14 protein-coding genes and 1 pseudogene are annotated in these 25,713 nt (G+C 62.4%); 12 read left to right on the top strand and 3 right to left on the bottom strand.

Going from position 1 to position 25,713, the window contains the following annotated elements; translation table 11 throughout:
• Window positions 1–246 precede the first annotated feature (246 nt).
• Window positions 247–1,353 (bottom strand): lipocalin-like domain-containing protein, encoded by a 1,107-nt coding sequence (locus ABH945_RS24975; RefSeq protein WP_429252286.1) that lies wholly within the window; start codon window positions 1,351–1,353, stop codon window positions 247–249.
• A gap of 130 nt (window positions 1,354–1,483) precedes the next feature.
• On the opposite strand from ABH945_RS24975, the gene ABH945_RS24970 reads away from it, so the two are divergent.
• On the top strand, window positions 1,484–1,846 hold the full coding sequence (locus ABH945_RS24970; protein ID WP_429252285.1) for a hypothetical protein: 363 nt from the start codon (window positions 1,484–1,486) through the stop codon (window positions 1,844–1,846).
• Window positions 1,847–1,909: 63 nt separating this feature from the next.
• On the opposite strand, the gene ABH945_RS24965 is transcribed toward ABH945_RS24970, so the two are convergent.
• Window positions 1,910–4,489 carry an ABC transporter permease gene (locus tag ABH945_RS24965; RefSeq protein WP_429252284.1) on the bottom strand — a complete coding sequence of 860 codons (2,580 nt, stop codon included), beginning with the start codon at window positions 4,487–4,489 and terminating at the stop codon, window positions 1,910–1,912.
• A complete protein-coding gene (locus ABH945_RS24960; protein WP_429252283.1) occupies window positions 4,479–5,204 on the bottom strand; it encodes an ABC transporter ATP-binding protein in 726 nt (241 codons plus the stop codon). The genes ABH945_RS24965 and ABH945_RS24960 overlap by 11 nt, the downstream gene beginning before the upstream one ends.
• Window positions 5,205–5,888: 684 nt before the next feature.
• On the opposite strand from ABH945_RS24960, the gene ABH945_RS24955 reads away from it, so the two are divergent.
• The 11 genes and pseudogenes from ABH945_RS24955 to ABH945_RS24905 all read left to right on the top strand — a co-directional run bounded on the left by ABH945_RS24955 (window position 5,889) and on the right by ABH945_RS24905 (window position 25,608).
• The gene (locus ABH945_RS24955; RefSeq protein WP_429252282.1) at window positions 5,889–7,445 is read left to right on the top strand and encodes a complex I subunit 4 family protein; all 1,557 of its coding nucleotides are present in this window, start codon (window positions 5,889–5,891) and stop codon (window positions 7,443–7,445) included.
• Window positions 7,446–7,816: 371 nt separating this feature from the next.
• Window positions 7,817–8,716, top strand: coding sequence for a ubiquinol oxidase subunit II (cyoA, locus tag ABH945_RS24950; RefSeq protein ID WP_074768329.1), 900 nt, complete (start codon window positions 7,817–7,819; stop codon window positions 8,714–8,716).
• A 3-nt stretch (window positions 8,717–8,719) separates the two neighbouring features.
• Entirely contained in the window at window positions 8,720–10,705 is a 1,986-nt protein-coding gene (gene cyoB, locus ABH945_RS24945; protein ID WP_074768331.1) for a cytochrome o ubiquinol oxidase subunit I, read from the top strand.
• Window positions 10,705–11,325, top strand: coding sequence for a cytochrome o ubiquinol oxidase subunit III (gene cyoC, locus ABH945_RS24940; protein ID WP_074768333.1), 621 nt, complete (start codon window positions 10,705–10,707; stop codon window positions 11,323–11,325). Before cyoB ends, cyoC begins: the two co-directional genes overlap by 1 nt.
• Window positions 11,326–11,658: a cytochrome o ubiquinol oxidase subunit IV gene (gene cyoD / locus ABH945_RS24935; protein ID WP_074768335.1), complete on the top strand. Its 333-nt coding sequence runs from the start codon at window positions 11,326–11,328 to the stop codon at window positions 11,656–11,658. It begins immediately after the preceding gene.
• A gap of 593 nt (window positions 11,659–12,251) precedes the next feature.
• Window positions 12,252–12,547: pseudogene (locus ABH945_RS24930) on the top strand (winged helix-turn-helix domain-containing protein).
• A 784-nt stretch (window positions 12,548–13,331) separates the two neighbouring features.
• Complete coding sequence (locus ABH945_RS24925; protein ID WP_429252281.1) at window positions 13,332–14,117, top strand: SDR family NAD(P)-dependent oxidoreductase; 786 nt, start codon at window positions 13,332–13,334, stop codon at window positions 14,115–14,117.
• A gap of 1 nt (window position 14,118) precedes the next feature.
• On the top strand, window positions 14,119–15,651 hold the full coding sequence (locus tag ABH945_RS24920; RefSeq protein WP_429252280.1) for an LTA synthase family protein: 1,533 nt from the start codon (window positions 14,119–14,121) through the stop codon (window positions 15,649–15,651).
• A 3-nt stretch (window positions 15,652–15,654) separates the two neighbouring features.
• The gene (locus tag ABH945_RS24915; protein WP_429252279.1) at window positions 15,655–23,325 is read left to right on the top strand and encodes an SDR family NAD(P)-dependent oxidoreductase; all 7,671 of its coding nucleotides are present in this window, start codon (window positions 15,655–15,657) and stop codon (window positions 23,323–23,325) included.
• Complete coding sequence (locus ABH945_RS24910; RefSeq protein ID WP_429252304.1) at window positions 23,322–24,248, top strand: UDP-3-O-acyl N-acetylglycosamine deacetylase; 927 nt, start codon at window positions 23,322–23,324, stop codon at window positions 24,246–24,248. Before ABH945_RS24915 ends, ABH945_RS24910 begins: the two co-directional genes overlap by 4 nt.
• Window positions 24,249–24,279: 31 nt before the next feature.
• Window positions 24,280–25,608 carry an aminotransferase class I/II-fold pyridoxal phosphate-dependent enzyme gene (locus ABH945_RS24905; RefSeq protein WP_429252278.1) on the top strand — a complete coding sequence of 443 codons (1,329 nt, stop codon included), beginning with the start codon at window positions 24,280–24,282 and terminating at the stop codon, window positions 25,606–25,608.
• Window positions 25,609–25,713: the final 105 nt, after the last annotated feature.

Below are 25,713 nucleotides of genomic sequence, written 5' to 3'. Positions count from 1 at the left end.
CGTGTGAAAGTAGGTAATCGTCAGGCTCCCCAGCAGCATCAGAAACCCCACCCCGCAAAGGTGGGGTTTCTGCGTTTACCAGCACCGATTCAGCATCCTGAAAGCGTCGGGGGAAGCATCCCGCAGGCAGCAGAGGAACCCCGGCCACGGCAGGGAAGCGATAGCGGTGAGCATCAAGCCGGGGCACCCAGGCACCCCAGCTTACCGCCGTCGCGAATGACGCCCGATCGTCGCAGCGAAGCCCCCTCAGTGCCTCCCCAGCCGCAACGCATCCGCATAGCCGGTCAGTTCCAGATAGCCACGACCCACCTGCGCGTCATCACGATTCAGGCGCACCGCGCCTTCCCAGTACACCGCGCCGGTCGACTGGCGTGAATCCAGTTCCTGATCGTCCATCAGCGGCGTGAGATGCCACGCCAGCGAGCCCGTCCTGAGCGTCATCGAAACCGGGTAGGACGTGTTCGTGCGCGGTGAGCGCCACGTACGAACCGGCATGAACCCGACCTGATCGGCAGCGAAGGTCGTGACCTGACCGTCGCGATTGCGAAGCACTGCATGCGCCCACATCGCGTGTCCATCGCGGGCACGGATCCTGAAGGCCATCAGCGCCGAGCCGTCGGCGAGATTCGCCCCGAGCCAGTCCCAGCCCTGCGCGCGGGCGTCGAGCAAGGTACTCGACCACTCGTGATCCAGCCACGCCGTGCCTTTTACAACAGTATCGCCATGCGATGGAAGTCCAGCCACGTTCGGGCGCACGACACTGCCCGCTACGCGTAATTGCGGTTCGCTGTAGTAGTAGCTCGCCTGTTCAGGGCGTGGACCCTTTTGCGAATATCCGTGCTCGCCTTGAATTAGCGGCGCTTGCGTGGGCGTTAGCGTTAGATGCAATGAGAAGCCGCTTGCATCGGCGGTGACGTCGTAATGACCGTCCGTGGCGCGGATAATTTTCCACGAATCGAGTTTGACGTCGGTGTTGGCATCTTTTGCATAAGCGAGCCCGAAGCCTTGGCGGCCAATGCGCTGATCGTGTGCAAGTCGTCCGTATGTGGGATCGCTTAATGCCGCGTGCGCAATGATCAGTTGCGAGGGCGCGAAAGCGCTTGGGTCGGCCGTATCGTGATCCGTGGCGGAGCGGAAAAAAGTGATCTGGAAGCCGAGGGGCTGATTGTCCGGCGTCGTGAGCCAGCCCGTGGCGTACCACCACTCAGTGCGGAAAGCGGAGTGGGCGCCACTGTCGCGAGGGAAAGAAATCGCGTGGTCGCGTGTGACAACGGCGAATTCGGGCGGTGTCGCGAATGTGGGCGTAGTGAGCAGGATGCCAATCCACAGCAGGCTTTGAAGGTGAGGGCGCATTCTTCGTCGACTTTTCGCGCATAAGAATGCCATTGTCGATTCGCAGGTCGCCGCGCTCGAGATTGGAGGAGACGAGGTCGAAGACACAATTGCAGGAGCGGACGACAACACTAGCGACGAAGAAGCCGGGGTGGTTCCTGAAGCCGGGCGCGTCGAAGATGGTCTCCTCTTGGAGGGGGATTCGGCCGCTGGCAAGGTCGTCCCGGAAGAAGTGGCCAATGAAGTTCTGCACGAAAATAATGCCGAAGCCGAAGCCGAAGCCGAAGCCGAAGCCGAAGCCGAAGCCGAAGCCGAAGCCGAAGCCGAAGCCGAAGCCGAAGCCGAAGCCGAAGCCGAAGCCGTAGCCGTAGCAACAGACGCCGACCCCAACGCCGTCCTCCCACGTACCGACACCCCCGGCCTCCCAAACCTCTGCATCGCCAAAAAAATATCCGACTGCGTGCATCTCCGCGCACACGGAATTCGCATCATCAAGCAGAAGATCTCGCGATAACTCTCCACGATCGACTTCAACATCGCGCCCTCAGTTCAGATCGTCCTCAAAATTACACGTATCTCACCAATCCTCTTTCACCGCGCGCACCGCATCCACCGATACCGCGCCGCGTCCCGCCACCACCGCCGTCGAACACGACGACGCCAGCATCACCGCTGCAACGATGCCGAGCATGGCCCATGGCACATGCAGCGACATGCTCCAGTGAAACGACTGCGGATTGACCACAAAAACCAGAATCAGACTCACTGCAAACCCGAGCACGAAACCCATCGCGATTCCGCAGGCAGTCAGCATGCCGCCTTCGAGCGCGAGAATCGACAGAACCTGAGTGCGAGTTACACCGACGTGCCTCAGCATGCCGAACTCTCGTGCCCGAGCGAGCGTTTGCGCGGAAAAGGTCGCGGCCACGCCAAACAATCCGATCACGATCGCCACGGCTTCCAGCAGATAGGTCACCGCAAAGCTGCGGTCGAATATCACCAGCGTTCGCGCGCGGATATCGCCCGGCTGCGATACATCAAGCCATGCGCCAAAAGGCAACGCGCGCAGCCCCGCAATCACATGCTCGACACGCTCACCCGTTTGAACGGTGACGGCGACGTCGGTCGCGCTCGCATCGCCGGTGAGACGCCGGTAGTCGGCGAGCCGCATCTGGATCGCGCCGCTCTGCCGCACATAGTCCCGCCAGACGCCGGCAACCACAAACTGATGTGCACCTTTGCCAAGCGGCAATGGCACTCGCTGACCGAGCCGGTATCCATACAGATCGACCATTGCTTCGGATACCCAAACAGGTATCTCGTCTCGACGAAACCCGGACGAAGGCAGCACCGCGCCAGTCATCTGCAGACTCGCGCCCGGATCGTCGGCGTTGATTTCGCGCGCCAGCACGGCAATATCCGGTCGCGCCGGATCGAGCGTGAGATGCGACGTGCGGGCAAACGCAGCGCTCCTGATGCCAGGCACGCGCGCGATGAGCGCCTGGTCGCCGGGTCGCAAACCGCCGGTGTCGCCGTTGGGCGCAACACGGACGTAGAGGTCAGCGGAGAGCAGATGCATCAACCAGTCTTCGACGGAGACGCGGAAACTCGCCACCATGATCGCCATCGCAACGATCAGCGCGAAGCTCGACAACACGCCGCCCATTGCAATCGACGCATGGCCGGGCGCATTGGCGAGCCGCGCCAGCGCAAGCGTGGCGGTTGTGGCAGTCGCGCCCGAGCGGCGTCGCGCGCCGAACGCACGGCTGGCCGCGCCGAACACGAGCGCGGTCACGCGCGGCATCAACGCAATTCCACCGATCAGGAGCAACGCGACAGCGACGTAGCCGGCAATGGGCGCATCGAACCACGGCGGCATTTGCGTGAGCAGCGCGGCGGCCGCGAGACATAGCAACGCGGGCCATGGTGTGGCGAGCCGCGCCAGCGCACCTTCTTCTGCGCCGGCCTTGAGCGCTACGGCGGGCGCAGCGCGAGCCGCTTCCAGCGCAGGCGCCAGACTGCCCACGACCGAAACGCCGATACCCAGCGCCAGAAATACCGCACTTGCCAGCGGTTCGAAGCTGACCTGCGGCTGTACGCCAGGAAAGTATCCGCCGCCCAGGTCGCTGCCGAAAAAGTGCAATGCGCCGCTCGCCATCGCATAGCCCAGCACGAGTCCGCACAGCGAACCCAGCAGGCCGAGTAGCGCGCCTTCCATCAGGATCTGACGTAGAAGACGGGTGCGCGTCAGGCCGAGAACGCGCAGCATCGCGAATTGCGCACGACGTCGCACGACGCTCAGCGCCTGGGTCGAAAACACCAGAAACGCGCCGGTGAACAGCGCCACCAGCGCAAGCACGTTCATATTGATCCGGTACGCGCGAGAGAGCCGGTCGGTGCGGCTTTCGGCATCGCGCGTCTCCGATACAACCCACTGATTACCAAGCCGCGTCTGCAGATCGCGTCTGAACCGCTCGCGATCCACGCCGCGTTTGAGCAGCAAATCGACGCGCGACAGCTTGCCGAGCCGGCCGAATTTCCACTGTGCGGCAGCGATGTCCATCACGGCAAGCCGTTGACCTGGTCGCGTCCTCACGAGGCCGCCCGCCACTCGAAAATGGACGTTCGAGGTGCCGCTTTGCAGCGCCAGGTCGTCGCCGGTTTTGACCTTCAGCCATTGCTGTGCGGCCGCCGAGAGAAACAGCGTGTCGGATGCGAGCGTGTCGAGAGGACGATCAGGCGAAGGCACGCCGGTCAGATCGGGCGCGATGCGGCTCGCCTTGAACACGTCGATGCCGAGCAGGGGCAGCGCGGCGCCATGCTCCGGCACGGTGGCGTCGAGCGTGAGCACTGGACTGGCCAATGCCACGGCCGGGTCCGTCGCAAGCTGGGGATAAATGGATTCATCGATTAGAGGCTGCGCGCCGTGCACCTGCAGATCGGCGTCGCCGGAAAGACTGCGGGCCGCCGCCGAGAACTCGTTGAAAGCGGCACTGTTGATCAGTTGCACCGCGTAACCGAGCGCCACGCCAAGCGCGATCGTCGCGACGGCAACCAGTGCGCGTCCGCGATGGCTGCGCCATTCTGCGCCGAGCAGCCAGCGCGCGAGAACGCGATGTCCGCGTGAGCGAAGCAAGGGGCGGGCATCAGCGCGCATTATCGGCGGAGCGGGCGGTGGAATAAGCAGCCTCCGTCGCCGAGGCGTGCAGACCGCCGTCACTCAGAATCAGCACACGATCCGCGACCGCCGCCGCGGCTTCCGAGTGCGTGACCATGATCGTCGCCGCGCCGGTCGCCTTGCTTTGCGCACGGAACAGGCTGAGGACGTCGTGCGCGGTATCGGGATCGAGGTTGCCCGTGGGTTCGTCCGCGAGAATCAGTTTCGGCCGATGCACGAGCGCCCGCGCAATCGCGACGCGCTGGGTTTCGCCGCCCGAGAGTTGCCGTGGGAAATCGTCGCCGCGGCCGTTAAGGCCGACAGCCGCGAGCATCTCGAGCGCGGCGTCGACGGGCAGATCGTTCAGCAATAACGGCAGCGCCACGTTCTGCGCGAGCGTCAGATGAGGCAGCACGTGAAACGCCTGGAACACGAACCCCAGCTTCTGCCGACGCAACCGGGTGGCAGCGTTGTCGTCCAGACGCGCCACGGGGCTGCCGTCGATGATCACCTCGCCGCTGTCCGCGTGGTCGAGCCCGGCTATGAGGTTGAGCAGCGTGGATTTACCGACGCCGGAATCACCCATGATCGCGATGAATTCTCCGGGCCGCAGCGTGAAATCGAGCCGTGCGAGCACGATGCGACCTTGGCCGTACTGCTTGCTCAGTCCGCGGCATTCGAGTGCGGGAACGACAACTTCGTCGCGAAGCGTCATGCGTTATCCGAAAAAGGGGGCTGCCGGGAGGGGATCGGCGCGGCAACTTCAGTGTGCCTTGCCGGACGAAATTTCGCTCGCATGGCCGCATTGCATGTGAATTTTGTAATGCAATAGAAAGGAATTCCCGGCGATCTGCCCGGAGTCGGCGGTCATCGCAACAGAAGGAAAGCAGGATTTTTAAGGTACTTGAAAGCGCCTGATTTAGAGTGCCGGACCAAAATTTATTTTTGCCTGAAAACGCGAGAAATTTTATCGACGCGTCTGAAATCGGCGTTCATTAGAGATGGGCTGTCAGCACTAACCATTCCCGTGCAAAAAGCGACTCCGGCAATTTTTGCAAGAGTCGCTAAGTAGCGGTCAAAATGTTTTCTTCTGTTTGTAAAATTCGGCACGCATATTACGCGGATACAACTTTGTGCAGGTGCACATTTTTTGATCTTCTGCAATGGCACGTGTGGCAACAATGTATTGTCCGCCGCCCCGGTGCGCTGTTGCGCTGCAAAAGTATTCGTATCTTGGTAATCTCCCACCCTTGGTCACTTGGCTGCGGGTAAACGTGTACGGGCCATCACCGCTTACACGTCCATTTCAGCGCAATCCAACTTACATATCCATTTCAATGCTTTCGGGCCTGAAGGTATTGACGTGGCGTTTTGTACTTAAAGTTTTCGACAGAGCACAATGCCATTGCCTCTTCTTAGCCTACTCATCTGGATCCCTATTGTCGCCGGACTCGTGGTTTTGCGTGCCGGATCTGACGCGGCACGTGGTCGCACCCGCTGGATCGCGCTGATCGGCGCGGTAGCGGGGTTCCTGCCGGTGATCCCGCTGGTCGCGAATTTCCGCAACGACGTCACGTCGATGCAGTTCGTCGAGAACATGCGCTGGTCGCCCACGTTCGACATCGCGTGGCATCTGGGAGTAGACGGGATTTCGCTGTGGCTGGTGGCACTGACCGCGCTCACCACGATCATCATCGTGGTCGCGTCGTGGGAATCGATCACGCAGCGCACCGCGCAGTACTACGGCGCGTTCCTGATGTTGTCGGGCTTCATGCAGGGCGTGTTCACGTCGCTCGACGGCATGATGTTCTTCGTCGCCTTCGAAGCCACGCTGATCCCGCTGTACCTGCTGATCGGCACGTGGGGCAACAAGAACCGCACGTACGCGGCGGTCAAGTTCTTCTTCGTCTCGCTGCTCGGCTCGCTGATGATGCTGATGTCGATGCTGTACCTCTACAGCCAGACGCACAGCTTCGACCTCGCAACATGGCGTGAGACGCACCTCGCCACGATCCCGCAGATCCTGATCTTCCTGGGTTTCCTCGCCGCGTTTGGCGTGAAGGTGCCGATGTGGCCGTTGCACTCGTGGCTGCCGGACGTCCACCTCGACGGTCCGACGGGCGCTGCTGTGATGATCGGTATGTTGAAGCTGGGCGGTTACGGTCTGCTGCGTTTCGCGCTGCCGATCGCTCCGCAGGCCAGCCACTTCTTCGCGCCGATGATGATCACGCTGTCGCTGATCGCGGTGGTCTATTCGAGCCTGGTCGCGCTGGTGCAAACCGACATGCGCCGCCTGCTCGCATATTCGACGATTTCGCACATGGGCCTCGTCACGCTGGGCCTGTTCGTGTTCAACCGCATCGGCCAGGCCGGCGCGATCGTGCAGATGCTGTCGTACGGCATCGTGTCGGGCGCGATGCTGCTGTGCACGGGCATGCTCTACGACCGTACCAAGACGGCTGCCATCGCCGAATACGGCGGCGTTGCCAACACGATGCCGCGCTTCGCCTCCTTGCTGATGCTGTTCTCGATGGCCAACATCGGCCTGCCGGGCACGTCGGGTTTCGTCGGCGAGTTCATGGTGCTGATGGGCGCGATCCGTTTCAACTTCTGGATCGGCGCAATGGCCGCCACCACCCTGATTCTGAGCGCCGCCTACACGCTGTGGATGTACAAGCGCGTGATCTTCGGCGCGATCGCGAATGCGCGCGTCGCCAAACTCAAGGACGTCAGCCGCCGCGAATTCGCGCTGCTCGGCGTGATGGCGCTGCTGGTGCTCGCCATTGGTCTCAACCCGAAACCGTTCACCGATGCAATCGATCCGTCGGTCGGCACGCTGCTGGCCCAGTCGGAGCGTTCCGTTCACCCGGAAGATGCGCCGGCAGACGGTGGCGAGCATCTGCAGGCAGCGGCGCCCGCGCCGGTCGTCGCTGCTGCGGTTCGCACGCCGGGTTGATAGAACGAGGCGCGTCGCAATTGCAACATCCGTGTGCGCGGATGCAACGCTCGCGACGCGCTTTGTCGCATCGACAGAATCTCTTTCAGATACATGCCGCGCGATGCCACCTTCCAGGTCGTGTCGCGTTTTTAGCGTTTATTCAAGGGGGTTTTGCGATGCGCCAAGTTTTCGATGCTTCCCGATGAGGCATTGCAAACCTACCGCTTGCACAAAGGTGTGCGGCAACGTGTCGCAATGCGCTGCGGCGCAATAGATCGTTGCAAATTCGAGGGTTTATTACAACTCGTCGTGCCCCTATTATGCGAGCGCTTACTAATGGAGAGCGGTCGAATGACGTTCGTGAAAGTCGTAAAAAAGAGGCAATGGATATGAAAGGAAAGACTCTGCGTGGGTCGGTAAGTTTCCTGTCTGCCGGCCTTGCGTTGTTGCTTTCGGGTTGCAGCAACCTCGATATTTTGAATCCGAAGGGTAGTGTGGGTCTGGCGGAACGCGATCTGATCGCGACCTCCACCTGGGCCATGCTGATTGTGGTCGTTCCGGTAATCGCGCTTACGCTGCTGTTCGCGTGGCGTTATCGCGCATCGAACAAAAACGCTGAATACCGTCCGGGGTGGGTTCACTCGACCGGTATCGAAATCGCCATCTGGACGATTCCGACGCTGATCATTCTGTTCCTCGCCGTACTCACGTGGAAAACCACGCACGAGCTGGATCCGTACAAGCCGCTCGAGTCGCAGGTCAAGCCGATCAACGTCGAAGTCGTCGCACTCGACTGGAAGTGGCTGTTCATCTACCCGGACCTCGGTATTGCGTCGGTGAACCAGCTGGCGATTCCGGTTGGCACGCCGGTGAACTTCGTTATCACGTCCGACTCGGTGATGAACTCGTTCTTCATCCCGCAACTCGGCGGCCAGATCTACGCGATGGCAGGCATGCAGACGCGTCTGCACCTGATCGCTGACGAAGCCGGTGATTACGCAGGCACGTCGGCCAACTTCAGCGGCAAGGGCTTCTCGGACATGAAGTTCCGCACGCTCGCGAAGTCGCCGGAAGAGTTCAACGCGTGGGTCGCGAAAGTGCGCGCATCGTCGGACAACCTCAGCATGGACCGCTACCACACGGTATCGGCGCCGAGCGAGAAGGATCCGGTGCGCTACTTCTCCGCAGTCGATCCGAAGCTCTTCCACAACATCATCGCCCGCTACAACAACGGTAATGTCATGGACAACATGAAGGACGCCAACTGCGCGCCCAAGGTTAAGGGGTAACGCATGTTCGGAAAACTCTCACTAGACTCGATTCCGTACCACGAGCCGATCATCATGGTGACGGCCGCGGGCATCGCCATTGGCGGTGCTCTGGTACTGGGTCTGATCACCTATTTCGGCAAGTGGAAGTACCTGTGGACCGAATGGCTCACGTCGGTCGACCACAAGAAGCTCGGCGTGATGTACATCGTCGTTGCGCTCATCATGCTGTTCCGCGGCTTCGCGGACGCGATCATGATGCGTACCCAGCTAGCGCTGTCGTATAACTCGCCTGGCGTCCTGCCACCGCACCATTACGACCAGATCTTTACCGCGCACGGCGTCATCATGATTTTCTTCATGGCGATGGCGTTCATGGTCGGCCTGATGAACATCATCGTGCCGCTGCAGATCGGTGCCCGCGACGTCGCGTTCCCGTTCCTGAACTCGCTGAGCTTCTGGATGACCGCAATCAGCGCCATCCTGATCAACATCTCGCTGGTGATCGGTGAATTCGCGCAAACGGGCTGGCTCGCTTATCCGCCGTTGTCCGAATTGCAGTTCAGTCCAGGCGTCGGGGTCGACTATTACCTGTGGAGCTTGCAGCTCTCCGGTATCGGCACCTTGCTGACCGGCGTGAACTTCTTCGTGACGATCGTGAAGATGCGCGCTCCGGGCATGACGTTCATGAAGTTGCCGGTGTTCACGTGGACCGCGCTGTGCACGAACGTGCTGATCATGGCTGCGTTCCCGATCCTGACCGTCACGCTCGCGCTGCTCGGCCTGGACCGTTACCTCGGCATGCACTTCTTCACGAACGATGCCGGCGGCAACGCGATGCTGTACCTGAACCTGATCTGGGCATGGGGTCACCCTGAGGTGTACATCCTGATCCTGCCGGCGTTCGGTATTTTCTCGGAAGTCGTCGCCACCTACGCCAAGAAGCCGCTGTTCGGCTACAAGACGATGGTGTGGGCAACCTGCGCGATCATGGTGCTGTCGTTCCTCGTGTGGCTGCATCACTTCTTCACGATGGGCTCGGGCGCTGACGTGAACTCGTTCTTCGGTATTGCAACGATGGTGATTGCGATCCCGACCGGCGTGAAGGTGTTCAACTGGCTGTTCACGATTTACAAGGGCCGTCTGCAGTTCACGACGCCGGTTCTGTGGACCCTGGGCTTCATGGTCACGTTCACGATCGGCGGTATGACCGGCGTGATGATGGCGATTCCGGGTGCGGACTTCGTGCTGCACAACTCGCTGTTCCTGATCGCTCACTTCCACAACGTGATTATCGGTGGCGTGCTGTTCGGCTACCTCGCCGGCTTCAACTACTGGTTCCCGAAGGCCTTCGGCTTCAAGCTGAATGAGAAGTGGGGCAAGGCATCGTTCTGGTTCTGGCAGATCGGCTTCTGGGTTGCGTTCACGCCGCTGTACGTGTTGGGCTTCATGGGCATGACGCGTCGTCTGAATCACTATGACAACCCTGCGTGGCACCCGTGGCTGCAACTGGCGTGGGTCGGTGCGGTTCTGATCGCAATCGGTATTGCCTGCCAGGTGATCCAGATCGTGGTCAGCCTGCGTGACCGCAACAAGCCGGAAAGCCTCGACCTGTCGGGCGACCCGTGGGATGGTCACACGCTGGAATGGGCCACGAGCTCGCCGCCGGCGTCGTACAACTTCGCGATTATTCCGGAAGTGCGTGAACTCGACGCTTTCGCTGAAATGAAGTCGCGCAAGAACCAGCCGAAGCCGGTGTACACCGACATTCACATGCCGTCGAACACGTCGGCAGGTGTGGTGGCAGCGATGTTCTCGCTGGTGCTGGGTTTTGCCGCTGTGTGGCACATCTGGTGGCTCGCTATCGTCGGTCTGGTCGGCGCGATCGGAACGGTGATCGTGTACAGCTTCCAGAAGAACGAAGGCTTTTACATCCCGGCCGCTACGGTCGCGGCGATTGAAGAGAAACGCTCCGGCGCCGGTGCGCAGGTCGCGTTGGAGGTGGATTGATGTCAAACACTACGCTTACGGCCGACGCGCATCATCACGATGACGCGCATCACGCCGATCACCCGCCGTCGCATTCGGTATTCGGCTTCTGGCTGTACCTGATGACCGACTGCATCATCTTCGCGTCGCTGTTCGCAGTGTTCGCGGTGATGAGCCACCAGTTTGCCGGTGGTCCGACCGGTAAGGATCTGTTCGAGATTCCGGGCGTCGCGCTCGAAACCACGATGCTGCTGCTGTCCAGTATCACGTACGGTTTTGCGATGCTGGGTGCGTACAAGAACCGCAAGGGCGCTTTGCTCTTCTGGCTCGCCGTGACGTTCCTGCTGGGTCTGTCGTTCCTCGTGCTGGAACTGCGCGAGTTCTCGCACCTGATCGCCGAAGGCGCAGGTCCGAGCCGTAGCGCGTTCCTGTCGTCGTTCTTCACGCTGGTCGGCACGCACGGTCTGCACGTGACGTTCGGCCTGATCTGGATGGTGGTGCTCGCCATTCAGGTGCTGCGTCACAAAGACCTGACCGAACGCGACATGATCCGTCTGACGTGCCTGAGCCTTTTCTGGCACTTTCTGGACGTCGTGTGGATCGGCGTCTTCACCTTTGTCTATCTTGCGAGCGTGATCTAAATGGACCATAGCCATAACGCACACTCGGGTGGAAGCCACGGCAGCTTCGGCAGCTACATGACGGGCTTCGTGCTGTCGGTCATTCTGACTGTCGCGGCATTTGCTCTCGTCCTGACGGGCACGTTGACGGGGCAGGACGCTTTGTACGCGATCTCGGGCCTCGCGCTCGTGCAGATCGTCGTGCATCTGGTGTTCTTCCTGCACATGAACACGTCGTCGGAACAGCGCTGGAACGTGACGGCATTCGCGTTCACGGCGTTGACCGCGGTGATCGTGATCGGCGGCACGTTGTGGGTGTTGCACAACGTCAGCATGAACATGATGTCGCGCTAAAGCGTTTAACGCTTCTAGCTTGAAAAAAGCCCCGCAAGACGGAAGTCTTGCGGGGCTTTTTGTTTGTGGTCGCTGGAGTAACTGGTTTCTTTCTTCAGATGCCGCCACGCTGCTGCGGCGAGGCAGAAGGGCGAGCAGGCTTTTCATCGTGTAGATCACGATCAGTGTTCCGAGCAGATCGCCGGCGAACGAGCGGAATGTATCGTTCGGAAAGAAAGAGAAGAAAACGACCAGCCAGCTCGCGCATAGTAAGCCAGGTGCGCTATCACCGCCGAGTAGCAGTGCGGTGAGAAGGCAGGTGCCGGCGCGCAGATAATCCAGTTCACGCCAAGCACGAATCCGCTGTGCGTAAAGATTTTTCTGATTAGCTCACAGAGAGAAGATGGATACCTTGGCGGTGTCGACAACAGGCAAAAAATGCAGACTCACGCCTAACATCGATTTGCTCAGGGCAACATCGTTGAGCTTTAATTAGTGAGCATCGCTATGCTAATGCACGCCTTTTTTATTCAGTTTGAATAATCTGACGGCGCAATAATCTATGGCCGCGCCCTGCGGATACCTATCTTCGCTTCCATCAATTAACCGATGCATTGCGCGGCTACCGTCGCTAACGTCGCTCGATCCGCTGGAGGAATGTGTTCTTGCGCTGGTCGCGCGAACCAGTCAGACGCGTACGCGGTTGTCGATCAAGAACATGATGGCGAAAAGCAAGTTGGATTCGCCCACCATGCTGCATGCGCGTTTGAAATCGATGCGGGAAAAAGGATGGCTCGTTCTCAGCGATAGCGAAGATGCGCGGCGCGAGCAGATCGAACTCTCACAAGCAACATTGCGGCATTTCGATCAGCTCTCCGAGTGCTTTTTTAAAGCGGCAAAAAGCAGATAGTGCGATGCATTTCTCTTCGTTGCAGGACCGCGAAATGCCGATCACGCAGCCTCCCTGATAAGCCCGGCAAGCCGACCCGTGCCCGCCAAGTCTCATCCGAATCATTGTATTTTTTATAGCAAAAAATAGAACCTAAAAGATTCAACAGGAAGGCGCGAGTAGACCGAGCGCCGTCGAAGTGTCTTTAGCGACGCTTCGGCGGTCTCTCTTTTTCGGGGAGAGAAATGCGGTGCCGCTGCGGTTGAGGCGAGAGCATCTGCGCGACAAAACAGGCACATTAGAAGAGTACCCAGCGTGGAATATTTTGCAAGTTTCTTGTGGTGTCGAGTAAGGGGCGACAGCGAAAAGAATGGCTGCTGTTATTTGTCGTAATACTACAGTGGTGAGAAATCAAGGGCTTGCGGGTAGCGCCTGAGATTCACGATGATGTAAGATTCTGAAATAGCGATGTAAAAAAGGTGGTGTAGCCGTGTTGTGCATGGCGTTTGTTTTTGCAACTCCGTAGTCCGGTAATACATACATTCGTTGCATCTGCAACGAATATTTCACCGTATTTGTCTCATCGCACATGTCATTCAGTGAGTGACGGCGAACGTGATCCTATCCACTGCAAATCATTGCATGACGGGCGATGGCCTTCCCATTTTCTGCCTGACTGGCGTACCCGGCGGCATATGGTATTTGCGGCTTTTCGAAAGCGATGGATAAATTGATTTAAACATTGGCCGATTGTATTTATCGACCATGAGATACCGAGAATGTTGTTTGCAAATGGGGAAATGAGGTGAGCGTAAGCGGGCCACGCGTGGTCGTCGTTACGGGTAGCAGCGCCGGACTGGGGCGTTCGCTGGCCTTGTCTTATTCCGCGCCCGGCGTCACGCTGGGCCTGATCGGAAGAAACCGCGAACGCCTCGAGGCTGTGGCCGGCGAGTGCCGTGCGCGAGGCGCCCAGGTCGAAACCGGTTGCGTCGACGTACGGGACGCGGCCGCCATGCAAGCCTGGCTGTTCGAGTTCGACACCCGTCATCCGCTTGATCTGCTCATCGCGAACGCAGGCGTTGCCAGCACCATCCAGTCGCTCGACGATTGGGAAGGTGTCGAGCGCACCGCAGAAGTAGTCGACATCAATCTATACGGCGCACTGCATACGGTGCTGCCCGCTGTCGAACGCATGCGCGCGCGCCGACGCGGTCAGATCGCGGTGATAAGTTCGCTCGCCGGTTTGCGCGGGATGGCGATTTCGCCGGCTTATTGCGCGAGCAAAGCCGCGCTGCTCGCCTATTGCGATTCCGTGCGTCCGCTTCTCGCGCGCGATGGCATTGGCATTTCAATGGTGATGCCAGGTTTCGTGCGCACGGCGATGAGCGACGTTTTCCCCGGTAACAAGCCGTTTATCTGGAGCGCCGACAAGGCCGCGATCTACATCCGCAAGCGACTCGCGCGCCGCAGCGTCGAAATTGCATTCCCGTTCAGTCTGGCATTCGGCACAAAACTGTTGCGTCTGTTGCCGCCCGCGATCGCCGATTTCATCCTCGGGCGCCTGTTCTACATTCCCCATCAGAAGACCTGACGTGCAGCCCGGACCCACACTCCCGATTGCTGCGCTCGTCTGCTCGTTTGCAGCCGAGGCAATCGCGGTCACCCGCTCATCGCCGCGTCGTCCGTTCGCCGCGCTGATGTTGCACTGCGCGGCGTTCACGGCGATCGCGCTCGCGTGCGTCGCTCTCACCGGCAGGCCGCTTTTCTCCGCGTGCGCGACGCTCGTGCTGATCGTGTTGCTGGCGGTGGTCGGCAATGCCAAATACGAGTCGCTGCGCGAGCCGCTGGTATTTACCGACCTGAGTCTTTTCAGCCAGGTATTCGCGCATCCGCGACTGTATTTGCCGTTTCTCGGCGCCGGCAAGATTGTCGCGGTGATCGCTGGTATTTCGTTGGCCGTCGCAGGATTTCTGTTCGAGCAGCCCGTGGCGTTCCCACAACGTGGCATCGCGGGGTTGCTCGTGGTGCTCGCTTTGCTGCCCTGTTTTGTTATCGCGCGACGTTTGCCGCTTACATTGCAGCCATTTTCGGATCAGCGGCGCTTTGGCTTTTTCGCGGCCTTCGCCGCTTATCTGATCCAGGGGCTCAGCGGCTCGCAGGTGCGTGCGTTTGCGCGTGCGCTCGGCGCGGGGCCGTTCGCGTCCGGCACGCCGCAAGCGCGGCCGGACGTCATCGTGATCCAGAGCGAATCGTATTTCGATGCGCGGCGCCTCAGCGCATGCGTGCGTCCCGAACCGTACGCGCAATTCGAGCGCATACGGCGCGAGTCTTTCGAGCAGGGCGAATTGAGCGTGCCGGCGTGGGGCGCGAATACCATGCGCAGCGAGTTCGCGATGCTCACCGGTCTTGCCTCCGCCGAACTCGGTTATGCACGGTTTTATCCGTATATGTTTGTGCGCCGCGCGTGCGCTTCGCTGGCGGGTTATTTCCGGCGCGGCAAATATCGCACGGTGGCGGTGCATCCGTATTACGCCGATTTTTTCGGCCGTGACCGGGCCTTCGCGCACATGCAGTTCGATCGCTTTCTCGACATTCAGAGCTTTAAAAGTGCCGCGCGGGTAGGTCCATACGTCGGGGATGACGCGGTAGCGGATGCGCTTATCTCGATCCTTGAGGAGCGTGACGACAACCCGCTTTTCGCGTTTGCGATCACGATGGAAAATCACGGCCCCCTGCATCTGGAGACGGTTTCTCCAGGTGAATCCGGATCGCGGCACACGCTCGGCGAAGACGCGCAATGGCGCGACTTGACCGCCTACCTCCGGCACGTGGAAAACGCGGACGCGATGATCGGCAAATTGACCGGTTACCTGCGCGAGCGTAATCGTCCGACCATCCTGTGTTTTTATGGTGATCACGTTCCCGCGCTGACCTCCGTGTTCGACGCGCTCGGCGCGGAGCCGGTCAATAGTGACTATTTTATTTGGCGCAATTTCGGAACCGGTTCTGGCGAACGGCGCGACGTTCCCGTCGAAAGCCTCGGTTCCGCAATACAGCGGGCGATGAGCGGTGCGAATTCACCTCGCGCCGAATCGCGAAACGAATTGCGGCAGATGCCGGCATAAAAGATGGATAAGAAAATAGCAATTGTGGGGATGGCATGTCGCTTTCCCGGTGGCGTCGAGAAACCTGAAGATTTCTGGCAACTGCTCTGTGACGAGCGGGACGCAGTCACTGCGATTCCGCCAGAGCGTTTCGGAACAGCTTTCTATCAACACCCGTCGAAGCGCGAGCCGGGCAAGAGCTACACCTTCGCGGCGGGCGTGCTCGACGACGTCGCCGGTTTCGATGCGTCGTTTTTCGGTGTGTCGCCGCGCGAAGCCACCCAGATGGACCCGCAGCAACGTCTGCTGCTCGAACTCGCGTGGGAAGCATTCGAAGACGCCGGCGTGCTTCCGGCGGACATGCGCGGCCGTAACTGCGGCGTGTTCGTCGGCGCGGCGAGCATGGACTACGCCAATCGCAGCATGGACGACCTGAACTGGATCGATCCGTATTCAGCGACCGGTAACGCGCTCAGCATCGCGTCCAATCGCGTGTCGTATCTGTTCGATCTGCGCGGCCCGAGTATGTCGGTCGATACCGCGTGCTCGTCGTCGATCGTCGCGCTTCATCAGGCAGTGCAGGCGCTGCAGTCGGGCGAAACGGACATGGCGCTGGCCGGCGGCGTGAATCTGCTGCTTCATCCGTTTGGCTTTGTGAGTTTCGCGAAGGCGTCGATGCTGTCGCCGCGCGGGCGTTGCCGTGCGTTCGACGCGAGCGGCGACGGCTATGTGCGTGCCGAAGGCGGTGCATTCGTATTGCTCAAGCCGCTTGATCGCGCGCTCGCTGACGGCGACACGATTCATGCTGTGATCGCCGGTTCGGGCGTGAACTCGGATGGTCATTCGCAAGGCGGCATCAGCGTGCCGACCACGGCCATGCAGACCGAACTGCTGAAGGCCGTCTACGGGCGCGCGGGCGTCGATCCGCATGCGCTGGCTTATCTGGAAGCGCACGGCACGGGCACGTCGGTCGGCGATCCGATCGAAGCGCGTGCATTGATCGACGCGCTCTCGAACGGCCGTTCCGCCGACGATCCGCTGTTGATCGGTTCGGTCAAGACCAATATCGGGCACCTCGAAACCGCATCGGGTATGGCTGGCCTTTTAAAGGCTGTCCTGTGCCTGAAGCACGGTGCGGTGCCGCGCTCGCTGCACTTCGACACCCCCAATTCCGCGATTGATTTCGACGGCGGCCGCCTGCGCGTGGTCGACCGTTTTACGCCGCTCGTGCGCCGCGAGAATGAACCGCTGATGGTCGGCGTCAACTCGTTCGGTTTCGGCGGCACCAATGCGCACGTGGTGCTTGCCGAGGCAACGCCGTCCGCGACCGCGACGGACCATGCTGCCAAGTTTCCCGAGACCACTTATAACAACAACGCAAGTCTGCCGCCGCTTGTGCTCACGGCACGTTCGTCGGCCGCGCTCGCGGCGCTGGCCGCGCACTATCTCGCGCGCCTCGAAGACGGCGCCGATTGGGCGGAACTCGCGGCGAGCGTCGCGCGTCGCCGGCAATGGCTTGAGGAGCGCGCCGTGATTGCGCCGCGCAATGCCGCCGAGGGCTGCGCCGCGCTCAGACTGCTGCAGGAGTCGTCCGATCAGCCGCTGCCGACGCACGTCGTGCGCGACCGGGCGGTGGAGGCGGGCGCCAAGGTGGCGTTCGTCTACGCGGGCAATGGTTGCCAGTGGGCAGGTATGGGCCAGCAGCTCTATGCCGAGGACGATGTGTTCCGCGCCGCGCTCGACGAGGTCGATGCGCTGTGGCGCGCGGACGGCGACGATTCGCTGGTCGACGTGCTGCGCGCAGGAGCGAGCGCCGAATGGCTGGCATCGACCGAGAACGCGCAGCCGCTGCTATTCGCGATCCAGGTCGGCATTACGCGCGTGCTCGAAGCGCGCGGTATCGGTTTCGATGCTGCATTCGGCCACAGCGTCGGCGAAATCGCGGCCGCGTGGGCCACGGGCGCGCTGACGCTCGCGCAGGCAGTGCGGGTGATCCGCATTCGCAGCGGCGCGCAGGGTCTCACGCGCGGTACTGGCAGGATGGCGGCGGCGGGCATCGGCGAGGCCGACGCCCGCGAACTGATCGCGCGTCTCGGTTTCGAGTCGACGGTCGAAGTGGCCGGTACTAATAGCCCCGAAGCTGTCACGCTCGCGGGTTCTTTTGAAGAACTGGAAGCGATCGACGCGTCGCTGGTCGCGAGCGGCAGCTTTTTCCAGATGCTCGATCTCGATTACGCGTTCCACAGCAGCCGCATGGACGCGATCGAGCCGGTCGTGCGCGACGGTCTCGCCGATCTCGCGCCGGGCGACGGTGACAAGCACTTCGTGTCCACCGTGACCGGCGGTACGCTGTCTGGCAGCGCACTCGACGCGGGTTACTGGTGGCGCAACATCCGCGAGCCGGTGCGTTTCAGCGATGCAGTCACGTGTCTGGCCGAAGCCGGAGTACGCGTCTTCATCGAAATTGCGCCGCATTCCATCCTGCGCCACTACGTCAAGCAGACGCTTTCAGCGCTCAAGCTCGGGGGCGCCGTCGTGTCGACGCTCAAGCGTCATCACGACACGGCGGAGATGCTCGCGCATTCGATTCTGTTGGCCGTCGCGCAGGGTGCGCGCGTCGATCTCGAGCGCTTCGTTCCGCGCGCGCCGGGCAACGGCCCGGTTGCGTTGCCGACTTACCCGTGGCAGCGCGAACATCACTGGCAGAAGGCGACCGTGGAGGGCTATGACCTCACGAACCGCCGCGTCGATCATCCGCTGCTCGGCTACCGTCTGCTCGAACACGCGTTTGCGTGGGAAAACCAGCTCGATCCGCAACGCGTGCCGATGCTGGCCGATCACGTCGTCGACGGCGGCGTCGCGTTTCCTGGCGCGGGCTATGTCGAGATGGCGCTGGCTGCGGCGCGAGTGTTTTTCCGCACCGCGTCCGTCGCGCTCGAAAACGTCGAGATCCGCATGCCGGTCGTGTTCCAGCCGCAGCATGCGAAGCTGTTCCGCTTCGTGATCGACGCACGCACCGCGTCGTTCAGGATCGAGACGCGCGACAGGATGACCGACGGCCCGTGGAATCTCAACGTGACGGGGCGTCTGCTCGAAAGCGGCAGCACGCTCGATTCGCAAAGCACGGTCGACGACTCGGTGCTGGCGCGTCTGGAAGCGCAACCCGCAATGCGCGGCGACGCGCTCTATGAGAGTACGGCCGGGATCGGCCTGAGCTACGGCCCGGCGTTCCGTTGGGTGCGTCGCGTGCAGATCCACGGCGACGACGCGCTCGCCGATGTCGAAACGCCGCAAGCGCTCGGCGGCGCCCAGGCGCTGGCCGGCTGGCTGCTGCATCCCGCGTTGATGGACAGCGGTTTTCATCCGCTCTTTGCCGTGCTCGGTCAGGCCGGTGCCGCGCTGAATACGGCACGCGCGGCTTTCGTGCCGGTGCAGATCGGCCGCGTCGATTTCCTGCGCGGCGATACGGTGCGCCGCGTGCTGGCCCGCGTGCAGCGCCGTAGCCCGCATTCGATCGTGGCGTCGTTCGAGTTTCTCGATGCCAACGACGCCGTCGTCGCGCGTCTTGCCGTGTGCCGTTTCCGCCGCGTGGATTTGATCAGCCGGCGTCACACCGCACCTGCCCGCTATGCGTACGCGCTCGAGGCGCGACCGCTGCCGGGTGACTTCACGGCGGCGGCGTTGCCTGCGCCCGAAGCGCTCGTCGAGCGTGCCAGCGCGCGGCTCGGGTCGCAGATGGACGGCGCGCAACGCTCGCGTCATCTGACCGAAACGCTGCCGTTGCTCGACGTGCTCGCCGGTCTGTATGCGTTGCAGGCGTTCGATACGCTCGGCGCGTTCGGCCAGCCGCGGCTTCCCGCATCGGCTCAGGCGCCGTTGCTCGCGCGCCTGGCGCAGATCGTCGTCGAAGACGGTTTCGCACGTTTTGACGGCGAGCGTCTCGTACGCGACGACGCGGCGTGCGCCGATATGCCTGCGCTCGGCGACGTCTGGTGCGACGTGCTGGCCGCGTCGCCCGCGCATGTCGCCGAGCTGACGTTGCTCGCACATGTCGGCGCGGCGTTGCCGCGTGTGCTGACCGACGCAGCGTCCGCTGATGCTGGTGCTGCCGTGACTGCGTTGCTGTCGTCGACCGGTCGCAGTCTCATCGAACAATTTTTCGACGCGTCGCCGACGTGGGCGCATGCGCGCGCGATGCTGGCGTCGTGCGTGACGGAAGCGCTCGCTGCGTGGCCGCGTGCACGCCGTCTGCGCGTGCTCGAAATCGGCGCGACCACGGGCGACGTGTTGCAGCCGCTCGACATCGGCGTTCCGGCATCGCAGTGCGAGCATGTGCTCGCGGGCACGCATCAACAACTCGCCGCGCTCGATGCCGACGCGCAAGCGCATGTGCAAACGCTGCTGCTCGGCGAGAACGAACCGCTGTTCACGCATTGCCGCGACGCCGCGCCGTTCGACTTGATCGTCGTCAATCGCATGATCGGCGAACAGGCCGATCCGCACGCGGCGCTCGAAGCGATTGCCGAACGGCTCGCGCCGGGCGGCCTCGTCGTGCTGGCGGAAGCGTCCCGGAGCCGTTTCTCGGACATCGTGTTCGGCGTCGCAGGTCATGAAGTCGGCGCGCAGACTCACGGTGCGCTCACGCCGGCTGCGCTGCAGTCGCTGTGCGAGCGTGTGGGGCTGCACGATGTCGTGCGTCACACGGAACAGAATCTCGATCTCGAAGGCACGCCGACGCTGATCGCCGCGCGCAAACCCGCGCGCGATCCACTTGCCGCGCCGCAGCCGCAAACGGCGCTGAATCCGCAGCCCTGGCTGATCGTCAGACATGGCGACGACGCTTTCGCTGCCGCGCTTGCGGATTCGCTCGCGCAACTCGGCTGCGAGGTCGAAACGTCGTCCGCATCGAAGGCGGCTGCGTGGCTCGAACGCCGCAAGACAGCATCGCAGATCGTGTTTGTCGCGCCGGTCGCGCAACTCGATCACGCAAGCGGTGCCGACGTCATGCGCGCGCAGCAGGGTGGCGCGCTTGCGCTCGCCGCGCTCGTGCGCGAGATCGACGCAGCCGGACTCGCTGCGCAGGCGCGTCTGTGCGTGGTGACGCGCGGCGGTGCGCCGTTCGCGCTGGGTCAAGCGGTGCAGCCCGACCAGGGCAGCCTGTGGGGTCTCGGTCGCGTGATGGCGAACGAGTATCCGGCGCTTGCACTGCGTCTGATCGACCTCGCATTCGCGGAAGATGAAGCGGTCGCACAACTTGCACACACGCTCACCCACGACGACGGCGAGGAAGAAGTGCTGCTCGGCGCGCAAGGCCGCTACGTGCCGCGCATGTTGCCCGCGCAGATCGCCGAACGGCAGTCGCCGCGCGACGACGCTGCACCTGCAACCGGAGCTGCAACCGCACCCGCCGTGCTGGCGTTCGACATGCCCGGCTCGCTGCGCAACCTCGAATGGTTCGCGTTGCCGACACGGCAATTGCAGCCCGGCGAAGTAGAGATTGCGCCGATGGCGACCGGCCTGAATTTCCGCGATGTCATGTATTCGATGGGCCTGCTTTCCGACGAAGCGGTCGAGACTGGCTTCGCGGGTGCGACGATCGGCATGGAACTGTCGGGCCGCGTCGTGAGCGTCGGCGCGGGCGTGGAAGGTTGGGCGCCCGGCGACGCCGTACTCGGTTTTGCACCGGCGTCGTTTGCGACGCGCGTGGTCACGCGGGCGAGTGCAATTGCGCGCAAGCCCGAGGCCATGTCGTTCGAAGAAGCAGCCACGATTCCCACCACGTTCTTTACTGCCTACTACGCGCTGTGCGAGCTTGCACGGCTGCGTCGCGGCGAGCGCGTGCTCGTGCACGGCGGGGCGGGCGGCGTCGGCATTGCGGCCATCCAGATCGCGCGGCATCTCGGCGCGGAAGTGTTCGCCACGGCTGGGGCAGCGGAGAAGCGCGAATTCGTGCGCCTGCTCGGCGCCGATCGCGTGTTCGATTCGCGCAGCCTTGCTTTCGCCGACGACGTGCGCGCCTGCACGAATGGCGAGGGCGTCGACATCGTGCTGAACTCGCTCGCGGGCGAAGCGATGGTGCGAGGCATCGACACGCTGCGTCCGTTCGGCCGATTCCTCGAACTCGGCAAGCGCGATTTTTACGAAAACAGCCAGATCGGTCTGCGTCCGTTCCGCAACAACATCAGCTATTTCGGCATCGATGCCGATCAGTTGATGGGCATCCTGCCCGAACTCACCACGCGTCTGTTCACGGAAGTGATGGCGCTGTTTGCGGACGGCGTGCTGCATCCGCTGCCGTATCGCGCGTTCCCGGCCGCGCGTGCGGAAGAGGCGTTCCGCTACATGCAGCAGGCGCGTCAGATCGGCAAGGTGCTCGTCACCTATCCGTCGGGCACGCCCGCGCCGACGCGCGGCGTCGTGCAGCCGGAGTTGCGTCTCGATGCGCAGGCGGCGTATCTGATCGTCGGCGGCACGGGCGGTCTTGGTTATGCGAGCGCGCGCTGGATGATCGCGCGTGGCGCGCGGCATCTCACGCTGGCCAGCCGCGGGGGCAAGCTCGACGCGGCGAAGCAGCAGGAACTCGAACGTCTGCGAGTTGAACACGGGGTGCAGGTGACGCTGGCATCGTGCGACGTGGCCGATGCCTCGGCAATCGAACGCCTCATCGACAGCATAGAAGCGCGCGGTACGCCGCTCAAGGGCGTGCTGCACTCGGCGATGCGAATCGACGACGGCCTGCTGAGCAATATCGACGACGCGCGGCTCCTTGCCGTGCTCGAACCGAAGGTCGCGGGCGCGTGGAACCTGCATCGCGCGACGCAACGCTGTGCGCTCGACTTCTTTGTGCTCTATTCGTCGGCGACGACCTATCTCGGCAATCCGGGTCAGGGGGCTTACGTCGCCGCCAACACGTTCCTCGAAACGCTCGTCGCGCATCGCCGCGCGGCTGCGCAGCCGGCCACCTTCATGGCATGGGGGCCGATCGAGGACGTCGGTTTCCTCGCGCGTAACAGCACGACGCGTGAAGCGTTGCAGGCGCGCATCGGCGGTGCGTCGATCACGTCGGACGAAGCGATGGCCGCGCTCGAACGCGCACTCGCGAACGGCGTAACTGGTGAAGCCGTGGTGCGGATGGACTGGGCGGCGATCGCGCGCGGCATGCCCGCCGCGCGTGCGCACCGGTACATGTCGCTGCAAGGCGGCGCGACCGAAACGGCGAACGAAGACGGCGCGCTGCTCGAACAATTGCGCTCGCTGGCGAAGGTCGACGCGGTCGGGCTGGTCGAGACCGCATTGCGAGGCCATATCGCGCGAATTCTGCATATGTCGCCGGAACGGATCGCGCTCGACCGCTCGGTCCTTGATCTCGGCATGGATTCGCTGATGGGCATGGAGCTCGGCATGGCGGTGCAGGAATCGTTCAACGTCAAGTTGTCGATCATGGCGATTGCCGAGGGCGCGACCGTGCACACGCTGGCCGTGCGCATCGTCGACATGCTTGACGACAGTAATGCCGACGGCGAGCAGGCCGCGTCGAACAGCGTGAGCGACCAGGTCGCGGCGCTCGCCGCGCGCCACGCACTCGACGAAGACGAGGCGCGCGCGTTGCTCGAACGCGACCGGAACGCTGGCAATCACAACGAAGCTCAACAGGGGGAGGAGCCATGTCAGTCGACACCGGCGTTTGCGGAGTGAAGCTGCCAGCCGGCTGGCAGGCAAGCGAAGGCACGCTCGCGCGTCCTCTCGAACTGGCGGGCCATGGCCTGCATACCGGGCGACGCGTGAACGTGCGCATTCTGCCGGTCGAGTCGGCGAGGGTCGAGGGTGAGCGGCACGGCATCGTGTTCCGGCGGATGCAGCGCGGACACGAACTCGGCACGGTCGCCGCGCATCCGTCGTTGCGGCGCGGTCAGCCGCTCTGCACGATGCTGCGCGCAGATGAAGGCCCAGGCGTGCGCACGGTCGAACATCTGCTCGCGTCGCTGCTGGCGTGCGAGATCGATCACGCGATCGTCGAACTGGATGCCGAAGAGGTGCCGATTCTTGATGGCAGCGCACGACCGTGGATCGATGCGATCCGCGCGTGCGGGCGCACTGCGTTGCCGCAACCGAAGCTCTTTTTGCGTGTGCTCAAAAGCGTGAGCGTGGCCGACGGCGAGGGTGCCGCGCGCCGCGAGATGCGCGTCGAACCCGCCGATCACTACGCGCTCAGCGTGCACAACAACGATCTCAAGGGATTCGGCGACATGGAATGGCACGGCCATCTCACGCCGCGCGCTTTTGCCGACGAAATCGCGTCGTCGCGCTCGTACGGACAGATCAAATGGGCCGTGCCCGCGATCGTCGTCGGCTATCTGCGCGGCTGGCCGATTCTGCGTGGCGCGCGGTTGTCGTGCACGGCGGCGATTGTCGGCAAGCGCGTGGTCGGCGGACTGCGTCAACCCGACGAGTTCGTGCGTCATCGCGTGCTCGATCTGGTCGGCGATCTTGCGCTGGCTGGTGCGCCGCTGCTCGGGCACGTGACCGCCCGGCGGCCCACGCATGAAATGAACTACCGGCTGCTCGCCGCGTTGCTGGGCACGCCCGGCGCGTACGAATGGGTCGAGGCGCACGCGTAACGCGTGCCGCACACAAAGGTTAAACAGACAGATGGGACTCGGGGAAACACTACGTCAGCAGCTTGCGGCCAAGGCGCTGAAGCGTCAACTGGAGCGCGCGACCGATGCGGCTTCAGCACCAGGCGTGCCGATCGCGGCTGAGCAGCAGAGCGCGCAGCCGCTGTCCGCGCGCAGCCGCTTCGAGGCGATGCCGCAATTCCAGCAGGTCAGACTGATGCGCGAAATGGGCGAGACGCTGCGCGTCGAGTCGCCGTTCTTCCGCGTGCACGACGGTATTGCGGGCGCGACGACGCAGATCGGCGGCCGCGAGTATGTGAACTTCGCGAACTACAGCTACTTGGGTTTCGCAGGCGACGCCACGATTGCCGAACGTGCGAAAGCGGCGATCGACCGCTATGGCACGTCGGCATCGGCGAGCCGCATCGTCGCGGGCGAACGGCCCGTGCATCGCGAACTCGAACGCGCGCTTGCGGCGTTCTACGAAACCGACGACTGCGTCGCGTTCGTGAGCGGCCATGCGACGAACGTGACGGTGATCGGCGCGCTGTTCGGACCGGGCGATCTGATCGTGCACGACACGCTCGCGCACAACAGCATCGTGCAGGGCGCGCAACTCAGCGGTGCGAAACGTTTGAGCTTCGCGCACAACGACTGGCGCGCGCTCGACGAACTGCTCACGCGTGTACGTCGCGAATATCGGCATGTGCTGATCGCGATCGAAGGTCTATACAGCATGGACGGCGATTTTCCCGATCTCGAACGCTTCTGTGAAGTGAAAGAGCGGCACGGTGCGTTCCTGCTCGTCGACGAAGCGCATTCGCTCGGCGTGCTCGGCGCAACCGGACGCGGCATTCGTGAACATTTCGGCGTGGCATCGGATCGCGTCGATTTGTGGATGGGCACGATGAGTAAAACGCTGGCGGGGTGCGGTGGTTTTATCGCCGGATGTCAGCCGCTTGCGGATATGTTGCGTCATCTGGCGCCGGGTTTTTTGTATAGCGTGGGTCTGGCACCGGCGCTTGCGGAAGCGTCGCTTGCTTCGCTAGAGGCGTTGATTGCGCAGCCTGAGCGTGTTGCGCAATTGCGCGAACGTGGTCATCAGTTTTTGTCGGAGGCGCGCGCGGCCGGACTCAATGTCGGCACGAGTGCGGGGTATGCGGTGGTGCCGGTTATTACGGGTAGTTCTCTGAAGGCCGCGCAGTGGGCGAATGCGCTATTCGAAGAAGGGATTAACGTACAGCCGATTTTTTATCCGGCGGTTGAGGAGAAGGCAGCACGGTTGCGGTTCTTTATTTGCTCGACGCATGAGGCGGAGCAGATTAGTCGGACGGTGGGGGCGGTGGCGCGGTTGGCTCGCTAAGCCGCTTTAACTGATGCATTGAGCGTAGCTAGCTCGATGGAGTTGTTTTCGTACTGTGTAGACGGTTGGCTGTAACTGATTCATTCCTGCGCGAAATTTTGTGGT

Source organism: Paraburkholderia sp. GAS333 (genome assembly GCF_050435665.1).
GTDB lineage: Bacteria > Pseudomonadota > Gammaproteobacteria > Burkholderiales > Burkholderiaceae > Paraburkholderia > Paraburkholderia fungorum_A.
The sequence above is the reverse complement of the archived record's forward strand: the minus strand, read 5'-3'. Positions and strand labels throughout refer to the sequence as shown.

Coding starts and splice junctions, on each gene's coding strand:
- ABH945_RS24975 (WP_429252286.1), bottom strand. CDS start 1,353: ATGCGCCCTCACCTTCAAAGCCTGCTGTGGATTGGCATCCTGCTCACT.
- ABH945_RS24965 (WP_429252284.1), bottom strand. CDS start 4,489: ATGCGCGCTGATGCCCGCCCCTTGCTTCGCTCACGCGGACATCGCGTT.
- ABH945_RS24960 (WP_429252283.1), bottom strand. CDS start 5,204: ATGACGCTTCGCGACGAAGTTGTCGTTCCCGCACTCGAATGCCGCGGA.
- ABH945_RS24955 (WP_429252282.1), top strand. CDS start 5,889: ATGCCATTGCCTCTTCTTAGCCTACTCATCTGGATCCCTATTGTCGCC.
- cyoA (WP_074768329.1), top strand. CDS start 7,817: ATGAAAGGAAAGACTCTGCGTGGGTCGGTAAGTTTCCTGTCTGCCGGC.
- cyoB (WP_074768331.1), top strand. CDS start 8,720: ATGTTCGGAAAACTCTCACTAGACTCGATTCCGTACCACGAGCCGATC.
- cyoC (WP_074768333.1), top strand. CDS start 10,705: ATGTCAAACACTACGCTTACGGCCGACGCGCATCATCACGATGACGCG.
- cyoD (WP_074768335.1), top strand. CDS start 11,326: ATGGACCATAGCCATAACGCACACTCGGGTGGAAGCCACGGCAGCTTC.
- ABH945_RS24915 (WP_429252279.1), top strand. CDS start 15,655: ATGGATAAGAAAATAGCAATTGTGGGGATGGCATGTCGCTTTCCCGGT.
- ABH945_RS24905 (WP_429252278.1), top strand. CDS start 24,280: ATGGGACTCGGGGAAACACTACGTCAGCAGCTTGCGGCCAAGGCGCTG.